This is a genomic window from Aeromonas sp. JL9, from assembly GCF_024436075.1.
GTDB classification, from domain to species: domain Bacteria; phylum Pseudomonadota; class Gammaproteobacteria; order Enterobacterales; family Aeromonadaceae; genus Aeromonas; species Aeromonas veronii.
Genome location: NZ_JANFNV010000017.1, coordinates 14,159 through 36,868, shown reverse-complemented (window position 1 = coordinate 36,868; position 22,710 = coordinate 14,159). Strand labels below are relative to the sequence as shown.

Sequence of the window (22,710 nt, the reverse complement as noted above, 5' to 3'; positions counted from 1 at the left end):
CTCTCATCAGTCGTTGACGGGCGTCAGCCAGCCCCACTTGTCCTCGGTCTGGCCGCTGAACAGGCCGAAGAAGGCATTTTGCAGCTGCTCGGTCACCGGACCGCGGCAGCCAGCACCCACCTTCATCCGATCGACGGAGCGCACCGGGGTCACTTCGGCGGCGGTGCCGGTCATAAAAATCTCGTCCGCAACATAGAGCGCCTCTCGGGGCAGCGCCTGCTCGCGTACCTCGTAACCCAAGTCACGCGCCAGCGTCATGATAGTGTCGCGGGTGATGCCGGGCAGGATGGCGGCGGTGGCAGGCGGGGTAAACAGCACGCCGTTCTTCACCAGAAACAGGTTCTCCCCCGCGCCTTCGCTCAGGTAGCCGTTCACATCCAGCGCCAGCCCCTCGGCGAAGCCGTTGCGCTTGGCCTCGCGGCTGATCAGCTGGGATGACAAATAGTTGCCGCCCGCCTTGGCGCCGGTGGGAATGGTGTTGGGAGCGAGTCGATTCCATGAGGTGACACAGACATCCACCCCGTTTTTCAGCCCCTCTTCCCCCAGATAAGCGCCCCAAGGCAGGGCTGCCACCATCAGATCAGCCTTGGCATCCAGCGGCGGATGCAGCCCCAGCCCCACGTTGCCGACAAAGGCCAGCGGGCGCAGGTAGCCGCTCTTCAGGCCGTTCTCGCGCACCACGGTGCGGCAGGCTTCATTCACGTCGGACTCGCTGTAGGGGACGTCCATCCAGTAGATCTTGGCGGAGTCGAACAGGCGGCGGGTGTGCTCCTGCAGACGGAAAATGCAGGTGCCTTTGGGGGTATCGTAGGCACGCACACCCTCGAACACCGAGGAGCCGTAGTGCAGGGCGTGGCTCATCACATGCACCTGGGCATCCTGCCAGGGCACCAGTTTGCCGTTGAACCAGATGTATTGGGGGTGAGTGGCGGATTGGGAAGGCTGTGACATTGGCTTGGCTCCTTAAGCTCTGATCCGGGGTTGCTGTTCCAGTGCATCGACCCGGGAGACGTCCACCAGCTTCACCAGCTGGCTCCACAACTGCTGGATGGGACGCACCGACTCGACAGTAACCGTGATCCGCAGCTGTTGGCAATCCTGCTCCATGTTCAGAGCGCAGAGATTGAAGCCGCGGTGGCGCACCACCCGCAGCACCCGCTCCATCACTTCCGGTCTGGGCTGGGCGTGGATATGCAGGGTGTGCTGTGCAAATGCTGGCTGGGCAAGGGGGTGCGGGTTCATGGGCGTTGCTCCATCATCTGGTGATTGGCGACTCCCGGCGGAACCAGGGGCCAGACGTTTTCTTCCTCTGAAATGGCCACATGCAGCAGGTAGGCACTCTCGCTTGCCAGCAGGCGATCGAGGGCGCCGGCTATCTGCTCCTTGCATGTGATGGTCTCGCCCGGAATGCCGAAGGCGGCAGCCAAGGCGACGAAATCGGGGTTATCGGAGAGGATGGTCTCGCTGTAGCGGCCGTCGAAGAACAGCTCCTGCCACTGGCGCACCATGCCGAGGCGCTGGTTGTCCAGCAGCACCATCTTCACCTTGAGCTGGGCTCGGCGGATGGTGCCAAGCTCCTGCACGTTCATCATGAAAGAGCCATCACCGCTCACCAGCACCACTTCATCTTCCGGGCGCGACATCTTGGCGCCGATGGCGGCGGGCAGACCAAAGCCCATGGTGCCGAGACCGGCACTGGAGAGGTGGTTGCGCGGGCTGGTGAAGCGCATGTGCTGGGCGACCCACATCTGGTGCTGACCCACATCGCAGGCCACCACGCTGCTCTCCGGCAGCCGGGCAGAGAGCTGCTTGAGCAGGGCCGGGGCGTAGATGGCCTGACCCGGGTGGTCGTAGCGAAACGCATACTCGCGGGCCATGGCGGCGCAGTGTTCACGCCAGGGGGCGATGTCGAGAGTCATGGCGAGGCGCGGCAGCACCTGTTTGAGATCCGTGGTGATACCCACCTCGGCAGCGCGGCGCTTGCCGAACTCGGCAGCATCCACATCGAGATGGATCACCTTGGCTTCAGGGGCGAACTCCTCCAGCTTGCCGGTCACCCTGTCATCGAAACGGGCGCCCACCACCAGCAACAGATCGCACTGCTGCACCGCATAGTTGGCCGCCTTGGTGCCGTGCATGCCGAGCATACCCAGATAAACAGGACTGTCGGGGTCGAGCGCGCCAATCCCCTTGAGAGTGGTGACCGCAGGCATGCCGGTGGCGGCAGCAAAGTTGCGCAACTGCTGCTCGGCATTGGCCATGCCTACACCGCCACCGACGTAGAGTACCGGGCGCTCGGCAGCAGCGATCAGAGTGCGGGCTGCGGCCAACTCCGAGGGGTTGAGCACCTCCGGCTCTTCCACTGCAAACAGCGGGCTCTGGGGCGGCACTGCAGCAAGTTGCACATCCTTGGGGAGATCGATCAGCACAGGTCCGGGGCGCCCTTCGGTGGCAATAGCGAAAGCTTCTGCCAGCACCCGCCCCAGATCGGCGGCATCGGTCACCATGAAGGAGTGCTTGGTACAGGAGAGGGACATGCCGAGCACGTCGACCTCCTGAAACGCATCGGTGCCGATGGCGGAACAGGGCACCTGACCGCTGATGGCCACCAGCGGCACCGAGTCGAGCAGCGCCTCCGCCAGACCGGTTACCAGATTGGTAGCGCCGGGGCCGGAGGTGGCGATGCAGACCCCCACCTGACCGGAGGCGCGGGCGTAGCCCACCGCCGCCATGGCGGCACCCTGCTCGTGGCGGCAGAGCTGATGGGCCAGACCACCGTCATACAGGGCATCGTAGACCGGCATGATGGCCCCGCCCGGGTAACCAAACACCTGGGTCACACCCTGTTTCTTGAGAGCCTGTACCAAAAACTGCGCGCCGTTCATGTGGAAAATCCTGTCCTTTGGTCGAAAAAAAACCCCCGAGCTGTGAGGCTCGGGGGTCGCTTGTTTCGTTCTGTCCGGTGGTGGGTCTATCCCTTGTTCCGTGCAGCTAAACGAGCCCCGAGCGGTGAGATAATAATCACCACTAGGACCACAATAATGCTGACGAAACGGGAGGCCATGTTCATAGTTACAACCGGAAATCCTGTGAAATTGGGGCGGTTTCTACCGCGAATGGCTATTAGAACTAGCACGGTGATTTTTATTGGGCAAGCCTTTTTTCTGTGACAACCCACTGATTTTGGCTATTCCCCAGCCGGAACTCTGGAATAAAAAGCCAACAACAAGCAGTTAGTCAGAACATATATCAACTCAAGGACGGGATTTATGTCATTAGCTGTGGTTTATAGCCGTGCCAGCCTCGGGATCGCGGCCCCGCAAGTTACAGTGGAAGTTCACCTCTCCAACGGCCTGCCCGCCTTCAACATGGTCGGCCTGCCGGAAACCTCGGTGAAGGAGTCGCGAGATCGGGTCCGCAGCGCCCTGCTCAACGGCAATTTCGAGTTCCCGAGTAAACACATCACCGTCAATCTGGCCCCCGCCGATCTGCCCAAGGAGGGAGGCCGTTTCGATCTGGCAATCGCCATCGGTATTCTTGCCGCTTCCAAGCAGATACCGGCAAAATACCTGCTCGATCATGAATTTTTGGGGGAGTTGGCCCTGACCGGCGAAATTCGCCCCGTGCTCGGGGTGCTGCCCGCCGTGCTCGCCTGCCGGGATGCGGGGCGCACCCTGCTGGTACCGCGAGAGAACGGCCCGGAAGCCTCTCTCATTCAGGATGCCGAGGTGCGCACCGCCCACCAGTTGCTGGCCGTTACCGCCTGGCTGACCGGTCAGTACGAACTGCCGCTACCGGATCCACAAAGCTCGGAGAGCCTGCCCGATGTACCGGATCTGCAGGATGTGATTGGTCAGTCTCAGGCCAAGCGGGCGCTGGAGATCGCCGCCGCCGGCAGCCACAACCTGCTGTTCATCGGCCCGCCCGGCACCGGCAAGAGCATGCTGGCCAGCCGCTTGCCCGGCATCTTGCCACCGCTGAGCGAGCAGGAAGCGCAGCAGACCGCCGCCATCCACTCCATCGGCGGCCTCACCCCGCGCGCCGGTCACTGGCACCACAGACCCTATCGCACGCCCCACCACAGTGCCTCAGCGGTGGCGCTGGTGGGCGGTGGCAGCCACCCGCGGCCCGGCGAAATTTCGCTGGCCCACAACGGGGTGCTGTTTCTGGATGAATTGCCCGAATTCGAGCGCAAGGTGCTCGACTCCCTGCGTGAGCCGCTGGAGACGGGCCACATCACCATCAGCCGGGCCGCCCGCCAGGTGGATTTTCCCGCTCGCTTCCAGCTGGTGGGCGCCATGAATCCCAGCCCCTGCGGCCACTATGGCGACGGCCAGACCCGCTCCAGCCCGGATCAGATCCTGCGCTACCTCGGCAAACTCTCCGGCCCCTTTCTCGACCGCTTCGACCTGACGGTGGAGGTGCCGCTGCTGCCCAAGGGGAGTCTGACCGGCAAGGCGGAGCGGGGGGAGTCTAGCCAGCAGATCCGCGATCGGGTGCTGGTGGCGAGAGAGCGCATGCTGAGTCGCAACGGCAAGCTCAACAACCTGCTGGATAGCCGTGAGATAGAGGATATTTGCCGCTTATCACCGCAAGATGCCGAATTTTTGGAGAACGCCATCCAGAAGCTGGGGCTCAGCATCCGGGCCTGGCATCGCATCCTGCGGGTGTCACGCACCATCGCCGATCTGGCCGGGCAACCCGCCATCGGCAAGGAGCATCTTATCGAGGCGCTCGGTTACAGGGCCATGGACCGGCTGCTGTCGCGACTGCGCAGCAGCTGACAGAAGGGAAAGGGTGAGTCCAACCCCGTAACGGCTCTGAATGGTCTCGCAGGCAATCGGCTGATATTATGGCCACAGATCTGACCACTTGATGGCCCTTTATCGACAGCAAGACGGACCCGACTCATGCCCAACAAGCTGACAGAGCGACTGCGCGGCAGCCTCTCCACCCTGCTCTATTTTTTCAACACCCTCTTCTGGTTTGTCCCCATCTTCTCGCTGGGTCTGCTCAAGCTCCTGCTCCCCCTCAAGGGGTGGCGCACCCTCTGCAACTGGCTGCTCGATGGCTGTGCCAGCTGCTGGATCGGTTTCAACAATCTGATCCAGAAAACCATCATCAAAACCCCTTTCGAGGTGGTCGGAGTGGACAAAGGGCGCCGGAATGAGTGGTATATGGTGATTGCCAACCATCAATCCTGGGTCGACATACTGGTACTGCAGCGGGTTTTTAACCAAAAAATCCCCTTCCTGAAGTTTTTCCTCAAGAAAGAGCTGATTTGGGTACCTTTTCTCGGTCTGGCATGGTGGGCGCTCGACTTCCCCTTCATGCGGCGATATTCCAGGAAATTTCTGGAAAAGCATCCCCATCTGAAGGGAAAAGACATAGAGACAACCCGTAAAGCCTGTGCCAGGTTCCGCCACATTCCGGTGAGTGTGATGAACTTCGTCGAAGGCACCCGCTTCACCAAGGGCAAACATCAGAAGCAGGGTTCGCCCTATCGTCACCTGCTCCACCCGAAAGCAGGCGGCATCGCCTTTACCCTGGCAGCCATGGGTGACCAGTTGCATCAACTGGTGGATGTCACCATCGCCTATCCGGACGGCATTCCCAGCTACTGGGACTTCATGTGTGGCCGGGTCGGGCAAATCAAGGTTCAGGTCCGCTATTTGCCGATCGACCGCAAGCTGGTGGGGGATTACTTCAATGACCCCGAGTTCCAACAAGAGTTTCAACAGTGGTTGAACGGGATCTGGCACGAAAAGGACCAGACCATGAGCCAACTGCTGGCAACCAAGGCGCAGTAAACATTCATGCTATCCCTGCTTCCCGGCCCGCTGGTGCTGATCATCAGTGCGGGCCTGACCATCCTTTTCACCGCCTTGTGCGCCAGTCTGATCCTGCTGGTGTCGCTGGCCAAACTGCTGCTGCCGATCCCGGCCTTTGGCCGCGCCTGCAGCCGCCTCAACAACCGCTTCATGCGCCTGTGGCTGGCCTGCAATGCGCTGGTGATCCGCCTCACCACCCGTATTGACTGGCAGGTGGAGGACAATACCAAGCTGCGCAAGGATGGCTGGTATCTCATCATCAGCAACCATATGAGCTGGACTGATATCGTGGTGCTCGGCCACCTGTTCCGGGATCGGCTGCCGGTGCCCAAGTTCTTTATGAAGCACGAGCTGATCTACATCCCGCTGTTGGGGCTCGCATGCTGGGGACTCGATATGCCCTTTATGCGCCGCTATTCGCGAGAATTTCTGTTAAGAAATCCGCACCTGCGCGGCAAAGATATAGAAACCACCCGCAACGCCTGCGAGAAGTTTCGCCACATCCCTACTACCGTCATCAACTTCGTGGAAGGGACCCGCTTCACCGAGCAGAAACGGGATGCGGCCCGCTCCCGCTATCGTCACCTGATGCCGCCCAAGGCGGCAGGACTGGCCTTTACACTGGCGGCCATGGGCGAGCAGTTCGACAGCCTGATCAACGTCACCATCCGCTATCCGGACAACGCCGAGACCCCGTTCAAGGACTTCCTGATGGGACGGGTAAAACGCATTCAGGTACGGATCGAGGAGCTGCCGGTGGATGAGGCGCTCATTGGGGATTACTTCAATGACAAGCAGTTCAAGCGCGGTTTTCAGGAGTGGCTAAACCAGCGCTGGCAGGAGAAGGACGAGGTGCTGGAGGGGTGGCAGAGCGGTCAGGCGCCGCTGCCGGTAGCCGCCAAATCCGGGGATGAATCTAAAGAGAGCGCAGAAGCCAACTCGGCCAACTGATCTTCCGAGAACACTGCAATACCGTTGCGGCGCAGCAGGGCGGTGGTCTTGCCCTCGCCCGCCACAGAAACACCTTCGAAGCGGCCGTTATAGATACGGCCGCTGCCACATGAGGGGCTCCCCTCTTTCAGCAGGGCGAAGCGAATGCCCTGCGTCTGACAGATTTCCAGCGCCAGCTCGGCGCCGCGATCAAACTCGGCAGTCACATCCAGCCCGCTCGCCGTCACTACGCGCTCGCCCTGTCGCTCGGCAGGGGGGCGTGGGGTCGGCAAACCGCCCGCCACTTCGGGGCAGAAGGCCAGCACCCGCCCCTCGGCACCCAGCGCACTCAGCCAGTCGCTGACAATCCCCTTGCTCTGACCGTCGTAACGCACTGGCTGACCCAGCAAACACGCGCTGACCAGCACACGAACGGGATTCGCACTCACGCTTCCGCTCCGTGCATCACTTGATCGAACATCACGCAGCAGGGGCTCTCCAGCCGGTAGAGGATGGCAGGACGCTGTTTGCCGGTGCGCTTGCGGCCGGTATCCACCAGAATGTCGGCGCGATGGATCCGCTTGCGAAAGGCGGCCGTATTCATGGGTGTTTGCAGGATGATTTCGAAGGCACGTTGCACCTCGGAGAGGGTGAACTCGGGCCCCAGCAGTTGCAGCGGCAGGGTGCTGTAGCGGCTCTTGATCCGCAACCGCTCCAACCCCTTGGCGATGAGCTGGACATGGTCGAAGGCGAGGCTCAGCCCCGGCAGGTTGGCGAGTGGATGCCAGCAGCCGTGGATCGCCTCCACTTCCGGATCCACCAGACAGAGATAGACCAGGGTCGTGGACCAGCCGCGGGGATCACGCTCCAGATTGCCGAGGGTGCAGACCTGCTCGCTGTAGCAGTGACCGAGCCCCCATTCCGCCAGCAGACGGCGCTGGGCGGCATCGAGATCCCGATCCCGGGTCTCGTCGATGCGCAGCGCAGGCAGTTGCCAGCAGTGGGCAAAGGGGGGGCGATCGCGGGTCTCGAGCAGCAGCTCGAGCCGCTCCTCATGCAACCGCAGCACCACCATATCCAGACTCATTCTCAGCATGCCGATCGCCCTGCTCGCCTTCCATTAATGTTTGGTAGATAATATCACACGAATAGTATGTGCAGGAGCCAATCATGGGAACCGTCGCCAGCCTGGATATTGATGCGCAGAAGGGCTTTACCCCCCTCTGCCCGAACGAACTGCCCGTTGCGGGCGGTGATGATATTGTGGCTGCGCTCAACGCTCAGGCCACCCTCGCCACGCTGCGGATCGGCAGCAAGGACTCTCACCCCGCCAATGCCGACTGGGCCGTCTCTGATCCCGCAGGGATGCTGCTGCCGCTGGATCTGCCCAATGCAGACCTCACCTGGCCGGTACACTGCGTACCGGGCAGCAAGGGCTTCGAGCTGCTCGACGGCCTGCCCGCCCCCATCGACTATGACTTCTTCGTCTGGAAGGGGGTCGAGCCTGATCTGCATCCCTACGGCACCTGCTTCCACGACCTGGCCGAACGGCGCAGCACTGGACTCATCGAATTCCTGCAAGCCCGCAAGGTCGATACCGTGCTGGTCGGCGGCCTCGCCACCGACTACTGTGTCAAAACCAGCGTGCTGCAACTGCGCCGCGCCGGTTTCCGGGTAATCGTCCATCTCGATGCCTGCCGTGGCATTGCACCCGCGACGGTTGCCAGCGCCCACACCCAGATGATCGAGGCAGGGGCCGAACTGGCCCAGACCCTGATCGATGTACAACGCCTGCTGGACGCCTGATATGCCACCGATTCTTACCAGCCTGCTCGATACCGACGCCTGCACGTTACATATGCGGCAGGGGAGCTCCATCGTGCTCACCAGTCTGCGAGGAGCCTGATATGCCCCCAATCCTCACCAGCCTGCTCGACACCGATGCCTACAAGCTGCATATGCAGCAGGCGGTGTTCCATCGCTATCCGGATGCCGAGGTGGTGGCCGAGTTTCACAGCCGCAATGAAGAGGATCTGCTGCCCATGATGGGGCAGATCGAGGAGCAACTGCGCCTCGCCGGTTCCCTGCGACTGACCAAGCCAGAGCTCGATTTTCTGGCCGAGCGTCCCTTCTTCACTCCTGACTACCTCGACCACCTGCGCCGCAAGCCGCTCGATGCCTCCCTGCTCAAGGTGTTCGAGCAGGATGGCCGCATCAATGTGCGGGTCGAGGGCCCCTGGCAGGATGTGATCCTGTGGGAGATCCCGGTGCTCGCCATCATCAGCGAGATGCGCAACCGCTTCCGCTATCCCCAGTTCGGCGTCAGTCATGCGCTGGAACGGCTCGATCAGAAGATCGACAAGCTGGAACGGGAGCTGAGCAGCGACGAGATGAGCGAGTTCAACCTCATCGACTTCGGCACCCGCCGCCGTTTCTCCCACGCGGTGCAGGATGCGGTAGTGGGTCGCCTCAAGGACCGACTGCCGGCATTTCGCGGCACCAGCAACTATATGCTGGCGCAGAAGTACAAGCTGCCCGCGGTCGGCACCCAAGCCCATGAGTGGTTCCAGGCGCACCAGCAGCTCGGCTTCCCGCTGGAGCACAGCCAGCGCGCCGCCCTCACCAGCTGGCTGGACGAGTTCACCGACCATCTCGGTATCGCCCTGACCGACTGTATCACCATGGATGCCTTCCTGCGGGACTTCGACTTCGAGCTGGCCAGCAGCTATCAGGGCTTGCGTCACGACTCCGGCGATCCGGTGGTGTGGGGCGAGAAGGCGATCAGCCACTATCAGCGCCTCGGCATCGATCCTACCGACAAGACCCTGGTCTTCTCCGACGGGCTCAACCTCGACAAGGCGGTGCAGCTGTTCCGCCACTTCCGTGGCCGCATCAACACCAGTTTCGGCATCGGCACCAAGCTCACCTGCGATCTGCCCGGTGTCAGCCCGATGAACATCGTCTTCAAGCTGATCGAGTGCAATGGCGGCCCAGTCGCCAAGATCTCCGACAGTCCGGGCAAGACCCTCTGTCGGGATGCGGAGTTTATCCGCAACCTCAAACAGGCGTTCCACGTCGGGGTCTGATCTTCGAGATCGCCAGAAAACAAAAAGCCCGCCGGTTCACACCGGCGGGCTTTTTATCGACTCAAGGGGTATCAGTCTTTCTTGGCCAGCAGGAACTGCACCAGCTTGTTGAACTGCTCTTGAGAGGTGATGGATTCAATCTTCACCATGTACTTGCCGTTCACCAGGAAGGCCGGTACACCGCGAATGTTGTAGCTCTCGGTGTTGCGATCGAACTGGGAGACCATGCCGGAGACGGCGAAGCTGTCGACGGCACCGTCGAACTCTTCAGCCGGTACGCCGTTGTCCACGAAGATCTTCTTCACATCGTCACGGCTCATCGGCGGCTGACGCTGGGTGTGGATCTTGGTGAAGATGGCCGGGGTCAGCTTGGCTTCGGCGTTGAGCAGGCTGGCAACAGCGTAGGCACGCTGCATCTCGGGGCCCATCTCGCGACCGAGGAAGGCAACCGGGTTCTTCTTGAGGGGCACACCCTCTGGCAACCCGGCCTTCAACTGTTCAACGATCGGTTCGAAGGTAGCGCAGTGCGGGCAGTAGTAGGAGAAGAACTCCATCACTTCCGGCTGGGCACTGCCAGTCTGTTTGACCACATCGTAGTTGACGCCTTCCTTGAACTCGGGGGCGGCGTGAACCATGGGGATCATCAGCATGGCAGCAAGGAAAAATAGAACTTTTTTCATGATGTTTCCTGTTAAGGGATCACAGTGAGGCACGCCCGGCGAACCGAAGCAGTGCCAAGCCTATTGTTTCGCCATGCTGACGTCAATGGTCAGGGCCGGAGATCGAGCCCCCCTTGCCGCGCAAGATCCCTTCAATTTCACCAGTTTGGCATCAGACTCAACGGCGGCGCCTTGAGTGCCTCCAGCTGATCGTGCAGTGTCGCTATCTGTTGACGCCAGTAGTGATCGGTATTGAACCAGGGGAAGTGACGGGGGAAGGCGGGATCTTCCCAGCGCCGCGCCAGCCACGCCATGTAGTGAACGATGCGCATCGCTCGCAGCGGCTCGATCAGCGCCAGCTCCCGCGAGTCGAACTCCATAAACTCCTCGTAGCCCGCCAGCAGGGTGTCGAGCTGGATCTGCTGCTCGTGGCGCTCGCCGCTCAGCATCATCCAGAGATCCTGAATCGCGGGGCCGGTGCGGCAATCATCGAGGTCGACAAACATGGGGCCATCACGCCACAAGATGTTGCCCGGGTGGCAATCGCCATGCAGGGAGATCTGCGCCACATCCAGGGTCATGGCGTCGCTGACATGCTTGATCAGCTCATCCAGCACCCCGAAGAATTGCTTCGCCAACCCGCTTGGCAGCCACTCGCCAGACGCCAGCAGCTGGCGCGGTTCGTGCAGCATGCTCTCCACATCGAGCCGCACCCGATGGTGAAACGGCTTGCTGGCACCGATCTGATGGATGCGACCGAGGAAACGCCCCACCCACTCCAGCTGATCGAGGTTATCCACCTCGAACTGGCGGCCACCGACGCTCTGCCAGATGGCAAAGGGGTACCCCTCGCACTCCAGCAGGGTCTCGCCCGCGAAGGCGAGCGGTGCGGCGACCGGGATCTCAGCCTCTGCGAGACGGGTGGCAAACTCGTGCTCCTCGAGGATCTGGGCCCGGCTCCAGCGGCCGGGACGGTAGAACTTCACCACATAGCGGCGACGATCCTCATCCTGAAACTGATAGACCCGGTTTTCGTAACTGTTGAGCTCGATAAGGCCGGAGTCGAGCCGCAGGCCACTGAGATCGAGCGCATCCATGATGAGGTCGGGATTGAGGTCGGAATAGTTGAAACGCATGTCATCCACCATAAGAAAGGGGCGCCGTTGCGCCCCATTCTATCACTACTGACCGGCATTGCCGTGCTCGCTGGTGACCGGACTATTGCCACGCCCGACCCGCAATCACACGCAGTTACAACCGGCTGATAAACTTGCTGCCCTGGCGCAGGTTGCCCTTGCTGTCATCGGGCGCCGCCCCCTCCCGTTTCAGCACGAACTGGATATCCAGCGCCGGCCGCTTCAGGTTGTAGGGATCGACCGCCAGACTGACCGGCAGGGTGTAGATCTCGCCCGCCTTCAGGGTCACTTCACGGGGGCCGAACCACTGATACTCGGGCAAGCCCTCCACATCCAGTTGGTAGGTCTGGGACTGCAGGGTCTTGTTGAGGATCTTGAGGGTGTAGGTGTTCTCAATCAGCCCCTCACTGTTTTCGCGGAACAACTGGTTGCGATCCCGCAGGATATCAAGCCCCATCGGCATAATGGACATGGCGTTGTAGACAAAGACCCCCAGCATCACCGCCATCACCAGCCCGTAACCAATCAGCTTGGGCCGCGCCACATGGGTGGAGTCGTTGGCCAGCTTGTGCTCTGTGGTGTAGCTGATGAGCCCTTTCGGGTAGCCCATCCGCTCCATGGTCTGGTCGCAGGCATCGACGCAGGCGCCGCAGTTGATGCATTCGTACTGCAGGCCGTCGCGAATATCGATACCGGTCGGGCAGACCTGCACGCAAAGATCGCAGTCGATACAGTCACCCAGCCCCATCGCCTTGGGATCCGCCTTGCGGGAGCGGGCGCCACGGGTCTCGCCACGCTTGGTGTCATAGCCGACGATGAAGGTGTCCTTGTCGAACATGGCGGACTGGAAGCGGGCATAGGGGCACATATGGATACACATGATGGCACGCATCCAGCCCGCGTTGCCGTAGGTGATGATGGTGAAGAAGATCACCCAGAACAGCACCCATCCGCTGGCCTGCAGAGTGAAGAGGTCCGGCACCAGTTCAGTTACATCCTGGAAGTAGGCGACGAAGGTCAGGCCGGTTACCAGCGAGATCGCCAGCCAAGCCAGATGCTTGGCTCCCTTGCGGGCCAGCTTCTCGCCGCTCCAGGGCGCCTCGTCCAGCTTGCGCCGCTTGTTGGCGGGCCCTTCCAGCTTCTCTTCAAACCAGATGAACATGAAGGTCCAGACCGTCTGCGGGCAGAGATAGCCACACCAGACCCGACCGAGGAAGGTGGTAATAAAGAAGAGTCCGAAGGCGGCGATCATGAAGAGCCAGGCGAGCAGGGTCAGATCCTGCGGCCAGATGGTGGCGCCAAAGATATGGAACTGCTGGTGACCGAGGTCGAACAGCACCGCCTGTCGTCCATCGTAACGCAGCCAGGGCAGCAGCACGAACAGCGCCACAAAGAACCAGCCCATGGCCTTGCGCATCCGCTGCCAATACCCTTTCTGGGCCCGCACATAGATGCGGTTGCCCGGGTTGAATCTGTCGTCGCTGGCTTTGAACGTATTGGGGTTGAAGGTCCCGGTTACGCCCTTGTCGGTGACGTCCTTGATATCGATTTTATCGTGGTCGGCCATTGCAAGACATCGCTCCCTTATTTGTTATGGAGCGGATTATATCTTAAACAGCATGCTAATTGTGTGGATTAGATGTATCTAATATTGGGGTTGGATCGCAATTTTCGGCAACAAAAAAGCGCATCACCCCGAGGTGATGCGCTTCCGCTAAAGATTCACTTGATTCCGCGTGCCTTGAGCAGTGCCTCTTTGAAATCGGGTACATGATCCTTGGCCAGACCGGGGATCATCGCCTGCTTGTCGGATTCCCGCATCTTGAGGTGATAGATCAGCATGTCGTCGGTCAGCTCGGACAGAGGCCCTTCAAATCCCGCTTCTTGGGCCAGTTTGGCAACAAACTGCACCAGGCTGAGATCCTGTTCCTTGATCCAGGCAGGCTGCAACAACTCCAGCAGCTCTTCGATACGATGACATTGCATAGACAACCTCTTTAATCTGTCACGTTAAATTCAGGCAACCTTACCCATCAAGGCTACTTCGATTCGATCCCGCCCATTATGCTTGGCCTGATACAGGGCCGCATCCGCTTTTTGGATCAAATCGGCGATTTTCATGCTGTTGTCCGGTATCAGTGTCGCAACACCAAAACTACATGTGACCCGACCGGAGACCAGTGACTTCTGGTGCGGGATGGCCAGCTCCTTGAGCGCCTGCCGCACATTATCCGCCACCTGCAATGCCCCCTGCATGCCGGTGCAGGGCAGCAGCAAGGCGAACTCTTCGCCCCCGTAACGGGCCGCCAAATCGTCCTCGCGCCGCTCCACCTCGGCCAGCAAGCCAGCCACCTGTTGCAGGCAGTCATCCCCCAGCTGATGGCCGTAGAGATCGTTGAACTGCTTGAAGTAATCCACATCCACCAGCACCAGCGACAACGGCGCCCGGGCGCGATGGCAGCGCCGCCAGGCCCGCTCCAGAGAGTCGTCGAGATGGGCGCGGTTGGCGATGCCGGTCAGGCCGTCGAGGCGAGAGGTGAGGCGCAAATGCTCGGAGACCGCCTTCAGTTCGGCCACCAGTTCGGCGTTGGAGAAACGGTGGTGGAGCGAGGCGATCTGATCCCGCCGCATCCGGCGCAGCAGGGTCGGCAGAAAGACAAACAGATAGCCGGCCAGCATGCAGGAGACAATCCGCTCCTGCTCGTTGCCATTGCCCAGCTCGAACAGCATCGCCATACCCAGCGGCAGGGCGGAACCATAGAGGGTACGGCGGCTGCCGAACAGCATGATGGCGCTGCCGGTAAGAATGAGGCTGGAGAGCATCATCATGGCGGCCCGGTAGGTATCGGGCAGCTTGTCCATGTAGAGCAGCACCCCGAGGGCCCAGATGATGGAGGTGATGGTGGCTCCGATAAAGAGCTCCCGCTCCAGCACCGGCAACGGCGTCTGGTGCAGGCGGGCTCGGCGCCAGCGCAGGTGCCAGCCCCGACCCAGCAGCCACAGGAAAGTGCCTGCCAGCCAACCGAGCGCTTCGATGGCGGGTAGATAGTCGTGAAACAGTAGACTCCAGCCAAATGCCAACACGCCCAAACAGGGGAGACTGAACGATGCATGGGTATAGAGCTGGGCCATAATGGCCTGCTTAACCTGGCGTGTCACACTCTGGGTCAACTGAGTACTCCTGTACAAGAGCCGGGCAGTCTACCATTACCCCCTGACCCGCAACAATAAAGCGCCGCTTATTAAGAAGTTAATCAATCAATAACGATTTCTTCTGCGCTGGCAGGTGAGTCCTTGCTCACCCCTTCTCCAATTCGTCGAGGATCGGGCACTCGGGATTTTCATCCCCGTGGCAGCAGCAGACCAGCCCTTCCAGGGAGGTAAGCATGGCCTGCAGCCCGGCGATGCGAGCGCGCAGATCGACGATCTTCTCTTGCGCCAGCTTCTTCACTTGGGCGCTGGTTCTGTGTTCGTCCCGATAGAGCGCCAGCAGCTCCTGACACTCCTCCAGATTGAAGCCGGTCTCCCGCGCCCGCTTGACGAAACGCAGCTCCCGCAGCGCCCCCTCGGTGTAACTGCGATAGCCGTTGTCACTGCGTACCGGGGCTGTGATGAGGCCAATGCTCTCGTAATAACGGATGGTCTTGGCAGTCAGCCCTGTGGCCTTGGCAACCTTGCTGATGTTCATTTATGCCTCCTTATTGATCGGGTTGGATGCTGGCCCGTGCGCCGCCCTGGGCTGCCAGCGTTTCAATAACAGGGAATTGCTCAAAACGGTGATGCTGCTCAGGGCCATGGCCGCCCCCGCCAGCTCGGGGCTCAGGTAGCCCAGTGCCGCCAGCGGAATACCGATGATGTTGAACACGAAGGCCCAGAACAGATTCTGCTGTATGGTGCGCCAGGTCGCCGCCGAGATATCGATGGCATCAGCCACCAGCCGCGGGTCGGAGCGCATCAGGGTGATGGAAGCTGTCTCCATCGCCACATCGGAGCCGGAGCCCATGGCGATGCCGACGTCCGCCGCGGCCAGTGCCGGGGCATCGTTCACCCCGTCCCCCACCATGGCCACCAGCCCGCGGGTTTGCGCCCGCAGCGCCTCCACTTTCTCCACCTTGCCCGCTGGCAGCACGGAGTCAAAGGCCCCGTCCAGCCCCAGCTTGGCGGCAATATGGGCCACGGGGGCCGGCGCGTCGCCGCTCACCAACCAGCTGGCAATGCCGCGCTGGCGCAGGGTGGCGATGGCTTCCGGGCTCTCGGGGCGCAGGGTATCGGCCAGCGCCGCGATGCCGGCCACCACGCCGTCGATGGCCACCCAAACCCGGGTCGCCCCATCGGCGGCTTGTTGATCCTGTTGCGGCGGTTCAATGCCGAGCTGGGCCAGCAGGGAGCCATTACCGATGGCGACTGTGCGACCAGCTACCTGACCGACAATACCGGCACCGACCCGCACTTCCACCGCGTCGGGCTGGGGCAGTGCCACCCCGCTGCCGACCGCCTCGCGCATCGCCAGCGCCAGCGGGTGTTCGCTCGCCTGCTGCAGGGCGGCGGCCAGATGCAACTGCTCGTCATTGCCGCTCCAGCTAGCCAGTACCGGCTTGCCCTGAGTGAGCGTGCCGGTCTTGTCGAAGATCAGCGCCTTGATGGCGTGGGCCTTCTGCAAGGTATCCACATCCTTGATCAGGATGCCGTGGCGCGCCGCGACTCCGGTACCGGTGACGATGGCCGCCGGGGTCGCCAGCCCCAGCGCACAGGGGCAGGCGATCACCAGCACCGCCACCGCTGCCAGCAGCGCCTGAGCAAAGTCGTTGCTGATGGCGTACCACACCAGCAGGGTGAACAGGGCGATGGCCATCACCACCGGTACGAACACGGCAGAGACCTTGTCCACCAGCTGCTGCAGCGGTGCCTTGCCCATCTGGGCACTCTCCACCAGTGCGATGATCTTGCTGAGGCTGGAATCCTCCCCCACGGTAGTGGCTTCGATCTCCAGCACGCCGGAGCGGTTGATGGCGCCGCCCAGCACCTTGTCGCCCGCACTGCGCGGCACCGGCAGACTCTCCCCGGTGAGGATCGACTCGTCCAGCTCGCTGGCGCCGCTCAAGATTTTGCCGTCCACCGGCACCCGCTCACCCACCAGCACCCGCAGCCGATCGCCACGCAGCACCTCGTCGATGGCGACGCTCTGCCAGCTCTCGCCACGCCAGACGGTGGCAGTTTCCGGTCGCAGCGCCATCAGTTCGCGAATGGCGGACTGGGTGCTGCGGCGGGCTCTCGCCTCCAGCAGTTTTCCCAACGAAATCAGGGTGATGATGATGGCGCTCGCTTCGAAATAGAGCTTGCCGCTGGCTGCCATCCCCAGCGTCAACAACAGATAGAGGCTGTAGAAGTAGGCGGCGCTGGTGCCGGTTGCCACCAGCACATCCATATTGGCTGCGCGGTTCTTGATGGCGAGCCAGGCGCCGCGATAGAAGCGGGCGCCGATCCAGAACTGCACCGGGGTGGCGAGCAGCAACTCCAGCCAGGCGGGCAGATGCCAGGGGAACAGTCCGGCCATGGCCAGCATCCCCACCAGCAGCGGCAACGTCAGCAAAGCCGAGACGATGACCCGGGTTTGAGCCTGACGGGCTGTGGCGGCCTCCTGCGCTTCCCGCTCCAGCAACTGCTGGCGGCGGCCGCTGGCCGAGCCTTGTGCCAGCTGGGCGCCAAAGCCGAGCGCTTCGATCTGCTCGCGCAAAGCGGCGGGCGTCTGCATCCCGGGGACCAGCACGATGCGGGCCTGTTCGATAGAGAAATTGACCTCGGCCGAGATAACGCCGGGCAGCGCGGCCAGCATCTTGTTCAGTCGAGCTGAACAACCGGCACAAGTCATGCCGGTAATTTGAAACAAAAAGGTCTCGCTACCGTAGTCGTAACCCTGACTCTTGATGCTGTCGAGCACCGCAGACAGACTGTCGGGGCTGGCCAGCTCGATGGCCGCCTGCTCCAGCGCGAAGTTGACGGTGGCCGATACCCCGTCGAGCTTGTTGAGGGCGGTCGTGATGCGGCCTGCGCAGTTGGCGCAGCTCATGCCGCTGAGCGGCAACTGCAGATGAATGGGTGATTGAAGATGAGTGGTCATATTGTTCCTCCCCGGAACCCGTCGGCACCACAAAACGCCGACTGGCAAACCCTAACCTTTACTGTAAGGGCAAGCTCAAGCCACATGATCCACTTTTTGCAGATGAAAAAAACGGCGCCCGTTTGCTGTCAGAGAACAAACGGGCGCCGCATTCAGCTATTGCGCGGTATGAGCGGAACTCAGATACCGTACTGAGCGCGGTAAGCCTTCATGGCCGCCAGTTGCGCTGCCAGCTCCGGCTGTTCGGCCTGCTTCTCTTCCAGATACTGGATCAAGTCGCTCATCTGGATGATGGCGATGATGTGGGCGCCGTAGTCACGCTCCACTTCCTGAATGGCGGAGAGCTCGCCCTTGCCCTTCTCCTGACGGTCCAGCGCGATCAGCACGCCCGCCAGCGAGGCGCCGTTGGCCTGGATCAGATCCATGGATTCGCGGATGGCAGTGCCGGCGGTGATGACGTCGTCCACCAGCATGACGCGCCCCTTGAGCGGGCTGCCCACCAGATTGCCGCCCTCGCCGTGATCCTTGGCCTCCTTGCGGTTGAAGCACCAGGGCACGTCCACATCGTGCTGCTCCACCAGCTGCACGGCAGTGGCGGAGGCGATGGGGATCCCCTTGTAGGCCGGGCCAAACAGCACATCGAACTCGATACCGGCATCCATCAGGGCGGCGGCATAGAAGCGGCCGAGACGGGCCAGATCGCGGCCGCTGTTGAACAGACCGGCGTTGAAGAAGTAGGGGCTTTTACGACCGGATTTCAGGGTAAATTCACCGAATTTGAGGACCTGTTTCTCCAGGGCGAACTCGATAAATTGACGCTGGTAGGCTTTCATTCTGGCTCCTTGCTTGGCTTGTCGTTGTCTTGTGTGGGGGGATAAAAAAACGCGGTCAATGCCGCGTTTTTAAAATCAGGAGAGCGACTGCTTCTGCAGCGCAATGATGTCGGCGATGCCGCCCTTGGCGAGCGCCAGCATCTCCAGCAACTCTTCATGGGTGAAGGGCTCGGCCTCCGCGGTGCCCTGCACCTCGATGATGCGACCATCTTCGGTCATCACCACGTTCATGTCGGTCTCGGCGGCAGAGTCTTCGATGTACTCCAGATCGCAGATGGCTTCGCCCTGATACATGCCGACGGAGACTGCAGCGATCATCTGCTTGAGCGGGCTCTGCTTGAGCATGCCCTTCTCGACCATCCAGTTCAGCGCATCCACCAGCGCCACGCAGGCACCGGTAATGGAAGCGGTGCGGGTGCCGCCATCGGCTTGCAGCACGTCACAGTCAACTGTGATGGAGTGCTCGCCCAGCGCAGTCAGGTCTACCGCCGCGCGCAGGGAGCGGGCGATCAGACGGGAGATCTCCAGAGTACGGCCACTCTGCTTGCCGGAGGCCGCTTCGCGGTTCATCCGGGAGTGGGTGGAGCGTGGCAGCATGCCGTATTCGGCAGTCACCCAGCCCTGGTTCTTCCCTTTCAGGAAGCGCGGAACGCTGGTGTCTACGCTGGCGGTGCAGAGCACGCGAGTGTTACCGAACTCCACCAGCACTGAGCCTTCTGCATGTTTGGTGAAATTGCGGGTAATGGTAACCGGGCGAAGTTGCGCGGCACTGCGATCGCTTGGACGTGACATGGAACGGACCTCTGGGCTGGCTCAAATTGGCGGGGGATTATAAGTGATCCCGCCCCAAATATCAGCCGCTAAAACCACGGCATCGGCTGACGAGCAGGGCCGGGCTGAGTATACTGGCCGCACACTTCATCAAGCCCGGAACAATCAATGATTCACAGCATGACCGCCTACGCCCGCAAGGAATTCAAGGGCGACTGGGGCACAGCCGTTTGGGAAATTCGTTCGGTCAACCAGCGCTATCTGGAAACCTACATTCGCCTGCCGGAGCAACTGCGCAGCCTGGAACCGGTTCTGCGTGAGCGTTTCCGCGCCAAGCTGCAGCGCGGCAAGGTGGAGTGCAACCTGCGTTTCGAAGCCGCTCAGGCCGCAGCCAGCCAGCTCCATATCAATGAAGAGCTGGCCAAGCTGATCATCGACAGCGCCAGCTGGGTAATGAAAGAGGCGGGTCAGGGTCAGCTCAATCCGGTCGATGTACTGCGCTGGCCGGGTGTCATGGCTGCCGCCGAACAGGACATGGACGCGGTTGCCACCGAGCTGCTCGGCGGTTTTGACCAGACCATGGAAGATTTCCTCGCCTCCCGCGCCAGCGAAGGGGCCAACCTCAAGGCGCTGATCGAACAGCGTCTGGCCGGCATTCAGGTGGAAGTGAAGAAGGTGCGCGTCCACCTGCCGCAGATCATCGAATGGCAGCGCCAGAAGCTCACCGACCGTCTGGCCGAAGCCAAGGTGGAGCTGGATCCGGCCCGCATCGAGCAGGAGATCGTCATGCTGGCCCAGAAGATCGACGTGGCCGAAGAGCTGGATCGTCTGGAGATGCACATCAGCGAGACCAACAAGATCATGAAGAAGGGTGGCGCCTGTGGCCGTCGTCTCGACTTTATGATGCAGGAGTTCAACCGCGAGTCTAACACCCTCGGATCCAAGTCCATCAACGCCGAAGTGACCCAGTCCGCCGTCGAGCTGAAGGTGCTCATCGAGCAGATGCGCGAGCAGATCCAGAACATCGAGTGATGGGTCGCTGACTCTCCGGTTGTTACCTGCAAAAGAGCCCTTGATTCCTCAAGGGCTCTTTTATTTTCCGGCCATCGCACCTGTCGTCCGCCGCCAGTGAGTCAACGAGCGGGGAATGCCCTAGCCTATCGGCATCACCAGCGCCGGTTGGTGCGGGTCGCTCAGCCGCTCGGCCAAATAGTCCACCAGCAGCCGCACCTTGGGAGAGAGGTGGCGGTTATGGGGATAGAGGGCCCAGATCCCCTCCGCCGGCGCCCGCAGCTCGGGCAGCAGCTCGATCAGCTCGCCTCGGGCAAGATGGTCGTTCACGTAGTAATCCGGCAGCTGGATGATGCCAATCCCCTTGAGCGCCGCATCCAGCAGGGCGTGGCCGCTGTTGCACTGCAACAGGCCACGTACCCGCACGCTGTGGGGACGACCATCCAGGGTGAAGTACCACTCGTCGCTGTTGCCCACCAGACAGGTATGGCGGGTCAGCTCGGAGAGGCTGTTGGGCATGCCGTGGCGGGCGGTGTAAGCCGGTGAGGCACAGACATAAGGCACCCGCTGCGCCAGCTTGCGCGCCACCAGCGTCGAATCCTTGAGATGGCCGAGCCGCAGCGCCAGATCGTAGCCTTCGTGCACCAGATCCAGCTGCTGATTGGTGAGGTTGAGCGTCACCTCCAGCTGGGGGAAACGCACCATGAAATCGTTCACCAACGGGGCGATGCGGCTCTCGCCGTAGGAGACGGGTGCCGTAATGCGCAGCGACCCTTGCGGCACCGCCTGATGGCGGCCTACCGCCAGCTCCGCCTCGTAGAGGTTGTCGAGCAACTGGCGGCAGTGGCGATAGTAGATCTCGCCAAGCTCGGTGAGCCGCACCTGACGGGTGGTGCGCAGCAGCAGTTTGGCCTGCAGCCGATCCTCCAGCTGTGCCACCTGACGGCTCACCTGGGCTACCGACACCCCCAGCTTGCGCGCCGCCGGAGTAAAGCCCCCCTGCTCCGCCACGCTGACAAATTCACAGATCCCTTCCCAGCCGAACATTATTACCTGTGTGTAAAAGTGATTTGATATTTCACCTTATTATCACCAAATCGAATGGAAACTACACTGGGTACCTGAGTTCATTTCTGTCCATCTACCTCAAAAGATAAGGATCTCATCCATGACACAGGTTCAAAGCATCAAGTGTAAAGCCGCCATCGCCTGGGGCCCGGGTCAGCCCCTCTCCATCGAAGAGATCGAGGTCATGCCGCCGCAAGCGGGCGAGGTGCGGGTGCGCATCGTCGCGACCGGCGTCTGCCACACCGATGCCTTCACCCTCTCCGGTGAGGATCCGGAAGGAGTCTTCCCCTGCATTCTCGGTCACGAGGGGGGCGGCATTGTCGAATCGGTCGGCGAAGGGGTCACCAGCGTCAAGGTGGGCGATCACGTGATCCCGCTCTACACCCCCGAGTGCGGCGAGTGCAAGTTCTGCAAATCCGGCAAGACCAACCTGTGCCAGAAGATCCGCGCCACTCAGGGCAAGGGGCTGATGCCGGACGGTACCACCCGCTTCTCGAAAGATGGCCAGCCCATCTATCACTACATGGGCACCTCCACCTTCAGCGAATACACAGTGCTGCCGGAGATCTCCATCGCCAAGGTAGACCCGGCGGCCCCGCTGGAAGAGGTCTGCCTGCTCGGTTGTGGCGTCACCACCGGCATCGGCGCAGTGATGAACACAGCCAAGGTGAAAGAGGGTGAGAGCGTCGCCATCTTCGGGCTGGGGGGCATCGGCCTCTCGGCGGTGATCGGTGCCCGTCTGGCCAAGGCCGGTCGCATCATCGCCATCGACATCAACGAGAGCAAGTTCGAACTGGCCCGCAAGCTGGGTGCCACCGACTGCATCAACCCGAACGATTACGACAAACCGATTCAGGAGGTGATCGTCGAGCTGACCGATGGCGGCGTCGACTTCTCCTTCGAGTGCATCGGCAACGTCAAGGTGATGCGTGCGGCGCTGGAGTGCTGCCACAAGGGTTGGGGCGAGTCGGTCATCATCGGCGTGGCCGGAGCGGGTCAGGAGATCAGCACCCGTCCGTTCCAGCTGGTGACCGGTCGGGTCTGGCGCGGCAGCGCCTTCGGCGGGGTTCGCGGTCGCAGCGAACTGCCGAGCTATGTGCAGCGCTATATGCAGGGTGAGTTCCGCCTCAATGACTTCATCACCCACACCATGCCGCTGGAACAGATCAACGAGGCGTTCGACCTGATGCACCAAGGCAAGAGCATCCGCACCGTCATCCACTACTGAGCATGATCACCCCGCCCGCCATCGTGGGCGGGGCGCAGG

Annotated in this window: 22 protein-coding genes; 7 read left to right on the top strand and 15 right to left on the bottom strand. The window is 61.5% G+C overall.

Annotation, left to right across the window (positions count from 1 at the left end):
* Positions 1–6: 6 nt before the first annotated feature.
* From NOM06_RS13310 to ilvG, 3 genes are read right to left on the bottom strand one after another with little or no spacing between them, the layout of a single operon-like run.
* A complete protein-coding gene (locus tag NOM06_RS13310) occupies positions 7–951 on the bottom strand; it encodes a branched-chain amino acid transaminase (protein ID WP_255911930.1) in 945 nt (314 codons plus the stop codon).
* A 12-nt stretch (positions 952–963) separates the two neighbouring features.
* Positions 964–1,242 (bottom strand): acetolactate synthase 2 small subunit, encoded by a 279-nt coding sequence (gene ilvM, locus NOM06_RS13305; protein ID WP_064337574.1) that lies wholly within the window; start codon positions 1,240–1,242, stop codon positions 964–966.
* Positions 1,239–2,885 (bottom strand): acetolactate synthase 2 catalytic subunit, encoded by a 1,647-nt coding sequence (gene ilvG / locus NOM06_RS13300; protein WP_255911928.1) that lies wholly within the window; start codon positions 2,883–2,885, stop codon positions 1,239–1,241. The genes ilvM and ilvG overlap by 4 nt, the downstream gene beginning before the upstream one ends.
* A 384-nt stretch (positions 2,886–3,269) precedes the next feature.
* Here ilvG and NOM06_RS13295 point away from each other — a divergent pair, with 384 nt between their 5' ends.
* The 3 genes from NOM06_RS13295 to NOM06_RS13285 all read left to right on the top strand — a co-directional run bounded on the left by NOM06_RS13295 (position 3,270) and on the right by NOM06_RS13285 (position 6,782).
* Positions 3,270–4,784 (top strand): YifB family Mg chelatase-like AAA ATPase, encoded by a 1,515-nt coding sequence (locus NOM06_RS13295; protein WP_255911926.1) that lies wholly within the window; start codon positions 3,270–3,272, stop codon positions 4,782–4,784.
* Between the two features lie 126 nt (positions 4,785–4,910).
* The gene (locus tag NOM06_RS13290) at positions 4,911–5,810 is read left to right on the top strand and encodes an acyltransferase (RefSeq protein WP_255911924.1); all 900 of its coding nucleotides are present in this window, start codon (positions 4,911–4,913) and stop codon (positions 5,808–5,810) included.
* Positions 5,811–5,816: 6 nt separating this feature from the next.
* Positions 5,817–6,782: an acyltransferase gene (locus tag NOM06_RS13285; protein WP_255911922.1), complete on the top strand. Its 966-nt coding sequence runs from the start codon at positions 5,817–5,819 to the stop codon at positions 6,780–6,782.
* On the opposite strand, the gene NOM06_RS13280 is transcribed toward NOM06_RS13285, so the two are convergent.
* Positions 6,707–7,210 carry a DUF523 domain-containing protein gene (locus NOM06_RS13280; RefSeq protein WP_255911920.1) on the bottom strand — a complete coding sequence of 168 codons (504 nt, stop codon included), beginning with the start codon at positions 7,208–7,210 and terminating at the stop codon, positions 6,707–6,709. The genes NOM06_RS13285 and NOM06_RS13280 overlap by 76 nt on opposite strands.
* Positions 7,207–7,857 carry a DNA mismatch repair protein MutT gene (locus NOM06_RS13275; protein ID WP_005339607.1) on the bottom strand — a complete coding sequence of 217 codons (651 nt, stop codon included), beginning with the start codon at positions 7,855–7,857 and terminating at the stop codon, positions 7,207–7,209. The genes NOM06_RS13280 and NOM06_RS13275 overlap by 4 nt, the downstream gene beginning before the upstream one ends.
* 74 nt (positions 7,858–7,931) lie before the next feature.
* Between NOM06_RS13275 and NOM06_RS13270 the strand changes: the two genes are divergently transcribed.
* Positions 7,932–8,567: a nicotinamidase gene (locus tag NOM06_RS13270; protein ID WP_005357452.1), complete on the top strand. Its 636-nt coding sequence runs from the start codon at positions 7,932–7,934 to the stop codon at positions 8,565–8,567.
* 101 nt (positions 8,568–8,668) lie between these two features.
* Positions 8,669–9,847: a nicotinate phosphoribosyltransferase gene (gene pncB / locus NOM06_RS13265; protein ID WP_255911918.1), complete on the top strand. Its 1,179-nt coding sequence runs from the start codon at positions 8,669–8,671 to the stop codon at positions 9,845–9,847.
* Between the two features lie 71 nt (positions 9,848–9,918).
* Here the strand turns inward: pncB and NOM06_RS13260 are convergent, their stop codons facing one another.
* The 9 genes from NOM06_RS13260 to rph all read right to left on the bottom strand — a co-directional run bounded on the left by NOM06_RS13260 (position 9,919) and on the right by rph (position 19,385).
* Positions 9,919–10,527, bottom strand: a complete 609-nt coding sequence (locus NOM06_RS13260) for a thiol:disulfide interchange protein DsbA/DsbL (protein WP_005339604.1) — start codon at positions 10,525–10,527, stop codon at positions 9,919–9,921.
* A 137-nt stretch (positions 10,528–10,664) separates the two neighbouring features.
* Positions 10,665–11,654 carry a serine/threonine protein kinase gene (locus NOM06_RS13255; protein WP_255911916.1) on the bottom strand — a complete coding sequence of 330 codons (990 nt, stop codon included), beginning with the start codon at positions 11,652–11,654 and terminating at the stop codon, positions 10,665–10,667.
* 103 nt (positions 11,655–11,757) lie between these two features.
* A complete protein-coding gene (gene ccoG, locus NOM06_RS13250; protein WP_005357450.1) occupies positions 11,758–13,209 on the bottom strand; it encodes a cytochrome c oxidase accessory protein CcoG in 1,452 nt (483 codons plus the stop codon).
* Between the two features lie 155 nt (positions 13,210–13,364).
* Positions 13,365–13,628 (bottom strand): YihD family protein, encoded by a 264-nt coding sequence (locus NOM06_RS13245; RefSeq protein ID WP_005339598.1) that lies wholly within the window; start codon positions 13,626–13,628, stop codon positions 13,365–13,367.
* Between the two features lie 30 nt (positions 13,629–13,658).
* On the bottom strand, positions 13,659–14,813 hold the full coding sequence (locus NOM06_RS13240; RefSeq protein WP_005339596.1) for a GGDEF domain-containing protein: 1,155 nt from the start codon (positions 14,811–14,813) through the stop codon (positions 13,659–13,661).
* Between the two features lie 127 nt (positions 14,814–14,940).
* A complete protein-coding gene (gene cueR, locus NOM06_RS13235; protein WP_005356117.1) occupies positions 14,941–15,330 on the bottom strand; it encodes a Cu(I)-responsive transcriptional regulator in 390 nt (129 codons plus the stop codon).
* Complete coding sequence (locus NOM06_RS13230; protein WP_255911914.1) at positions 15,331–17,760, bottom strand: heavy metal translocating P-type ATPase; 2,430 nt, start codon at positions 17,758–17,760, stop codon at positions 15,331–15,333.
* A gap of 179 nt (positions 17,761–17,939) precedes the next feature.
* A complete protein-coding gene (gene pyrE / locus NOM06_RS13225) occupies positions 17,940–18,593 on the bottom strand; it encodes an orotate phosphoribosyltransferase (RefSeq protein ID WP_139460235.1) in 654 nt (217 codons plus the stop codon).
* 75 nt (positions 18,594–18,668) lie between these two features.
* A complete protein-coding gene (gene rph / locus NOM06_RS13220) occupies positions 18,669–19,385 on the bottom strand; it encodes a ribonuclease PH (RefSeq protein WP_040067619.1) in 717 nt (238 codons plus the stop codon).
* A 147-nt stretch (positions 19,386–19,532) separates the two neighbouring features.
* Here rph and NOM06_RS13215 point away from each other — a divergent pair, with 147 nt between their 5' ends.
* On the top strand, positions 19,533–20,396 hold the full coding sequence (locus NOM06_RS13215; RefSeq protein ID WP_005357447.1) for a YicC/YloC family endoribonuclease: 864 nt from the start codon (positions 19,533–19,535) through the stop codon (positions 20,394–20,396).
* Between the two features lie 120 nt (positions 20,397–20,516).
* Here NOM06_RS13215 and NOM06_RS13210 read toward each other — a convergent pair whose 3' ends face one another.
* Entirely contained in the window at positions 20,517–21,422 is a 906-nt protein-coding gene (locus tag NOM06_RS13210; RefSeq protein WP_255911912.1) for a LysR substrate-binding domain-containing protein, read from the bottom strand.
* Between the two features lie 121 nt (positions 21,423–21,543).
* Here NOM06_RS13210 and NOM06_RS13205 point away from each other — a divergent pair, with 121 nt between their 5' ends.
* Positions 21,544–22,671, top strand: coding sequence for an S-(hydroxymethyl)glutathione dehydrogenase/class III alcohol dehydrogenase (locus NOM06_RS13205; RefSeq protein WP_255911910.1), 1,128 nt, complete (start codon positions 21,544–21,546; stop codon positions 22,669–22,671).
* The last annotated feature ends 39 nt before the right edge of the window (positions 22,672–22,710 follow it).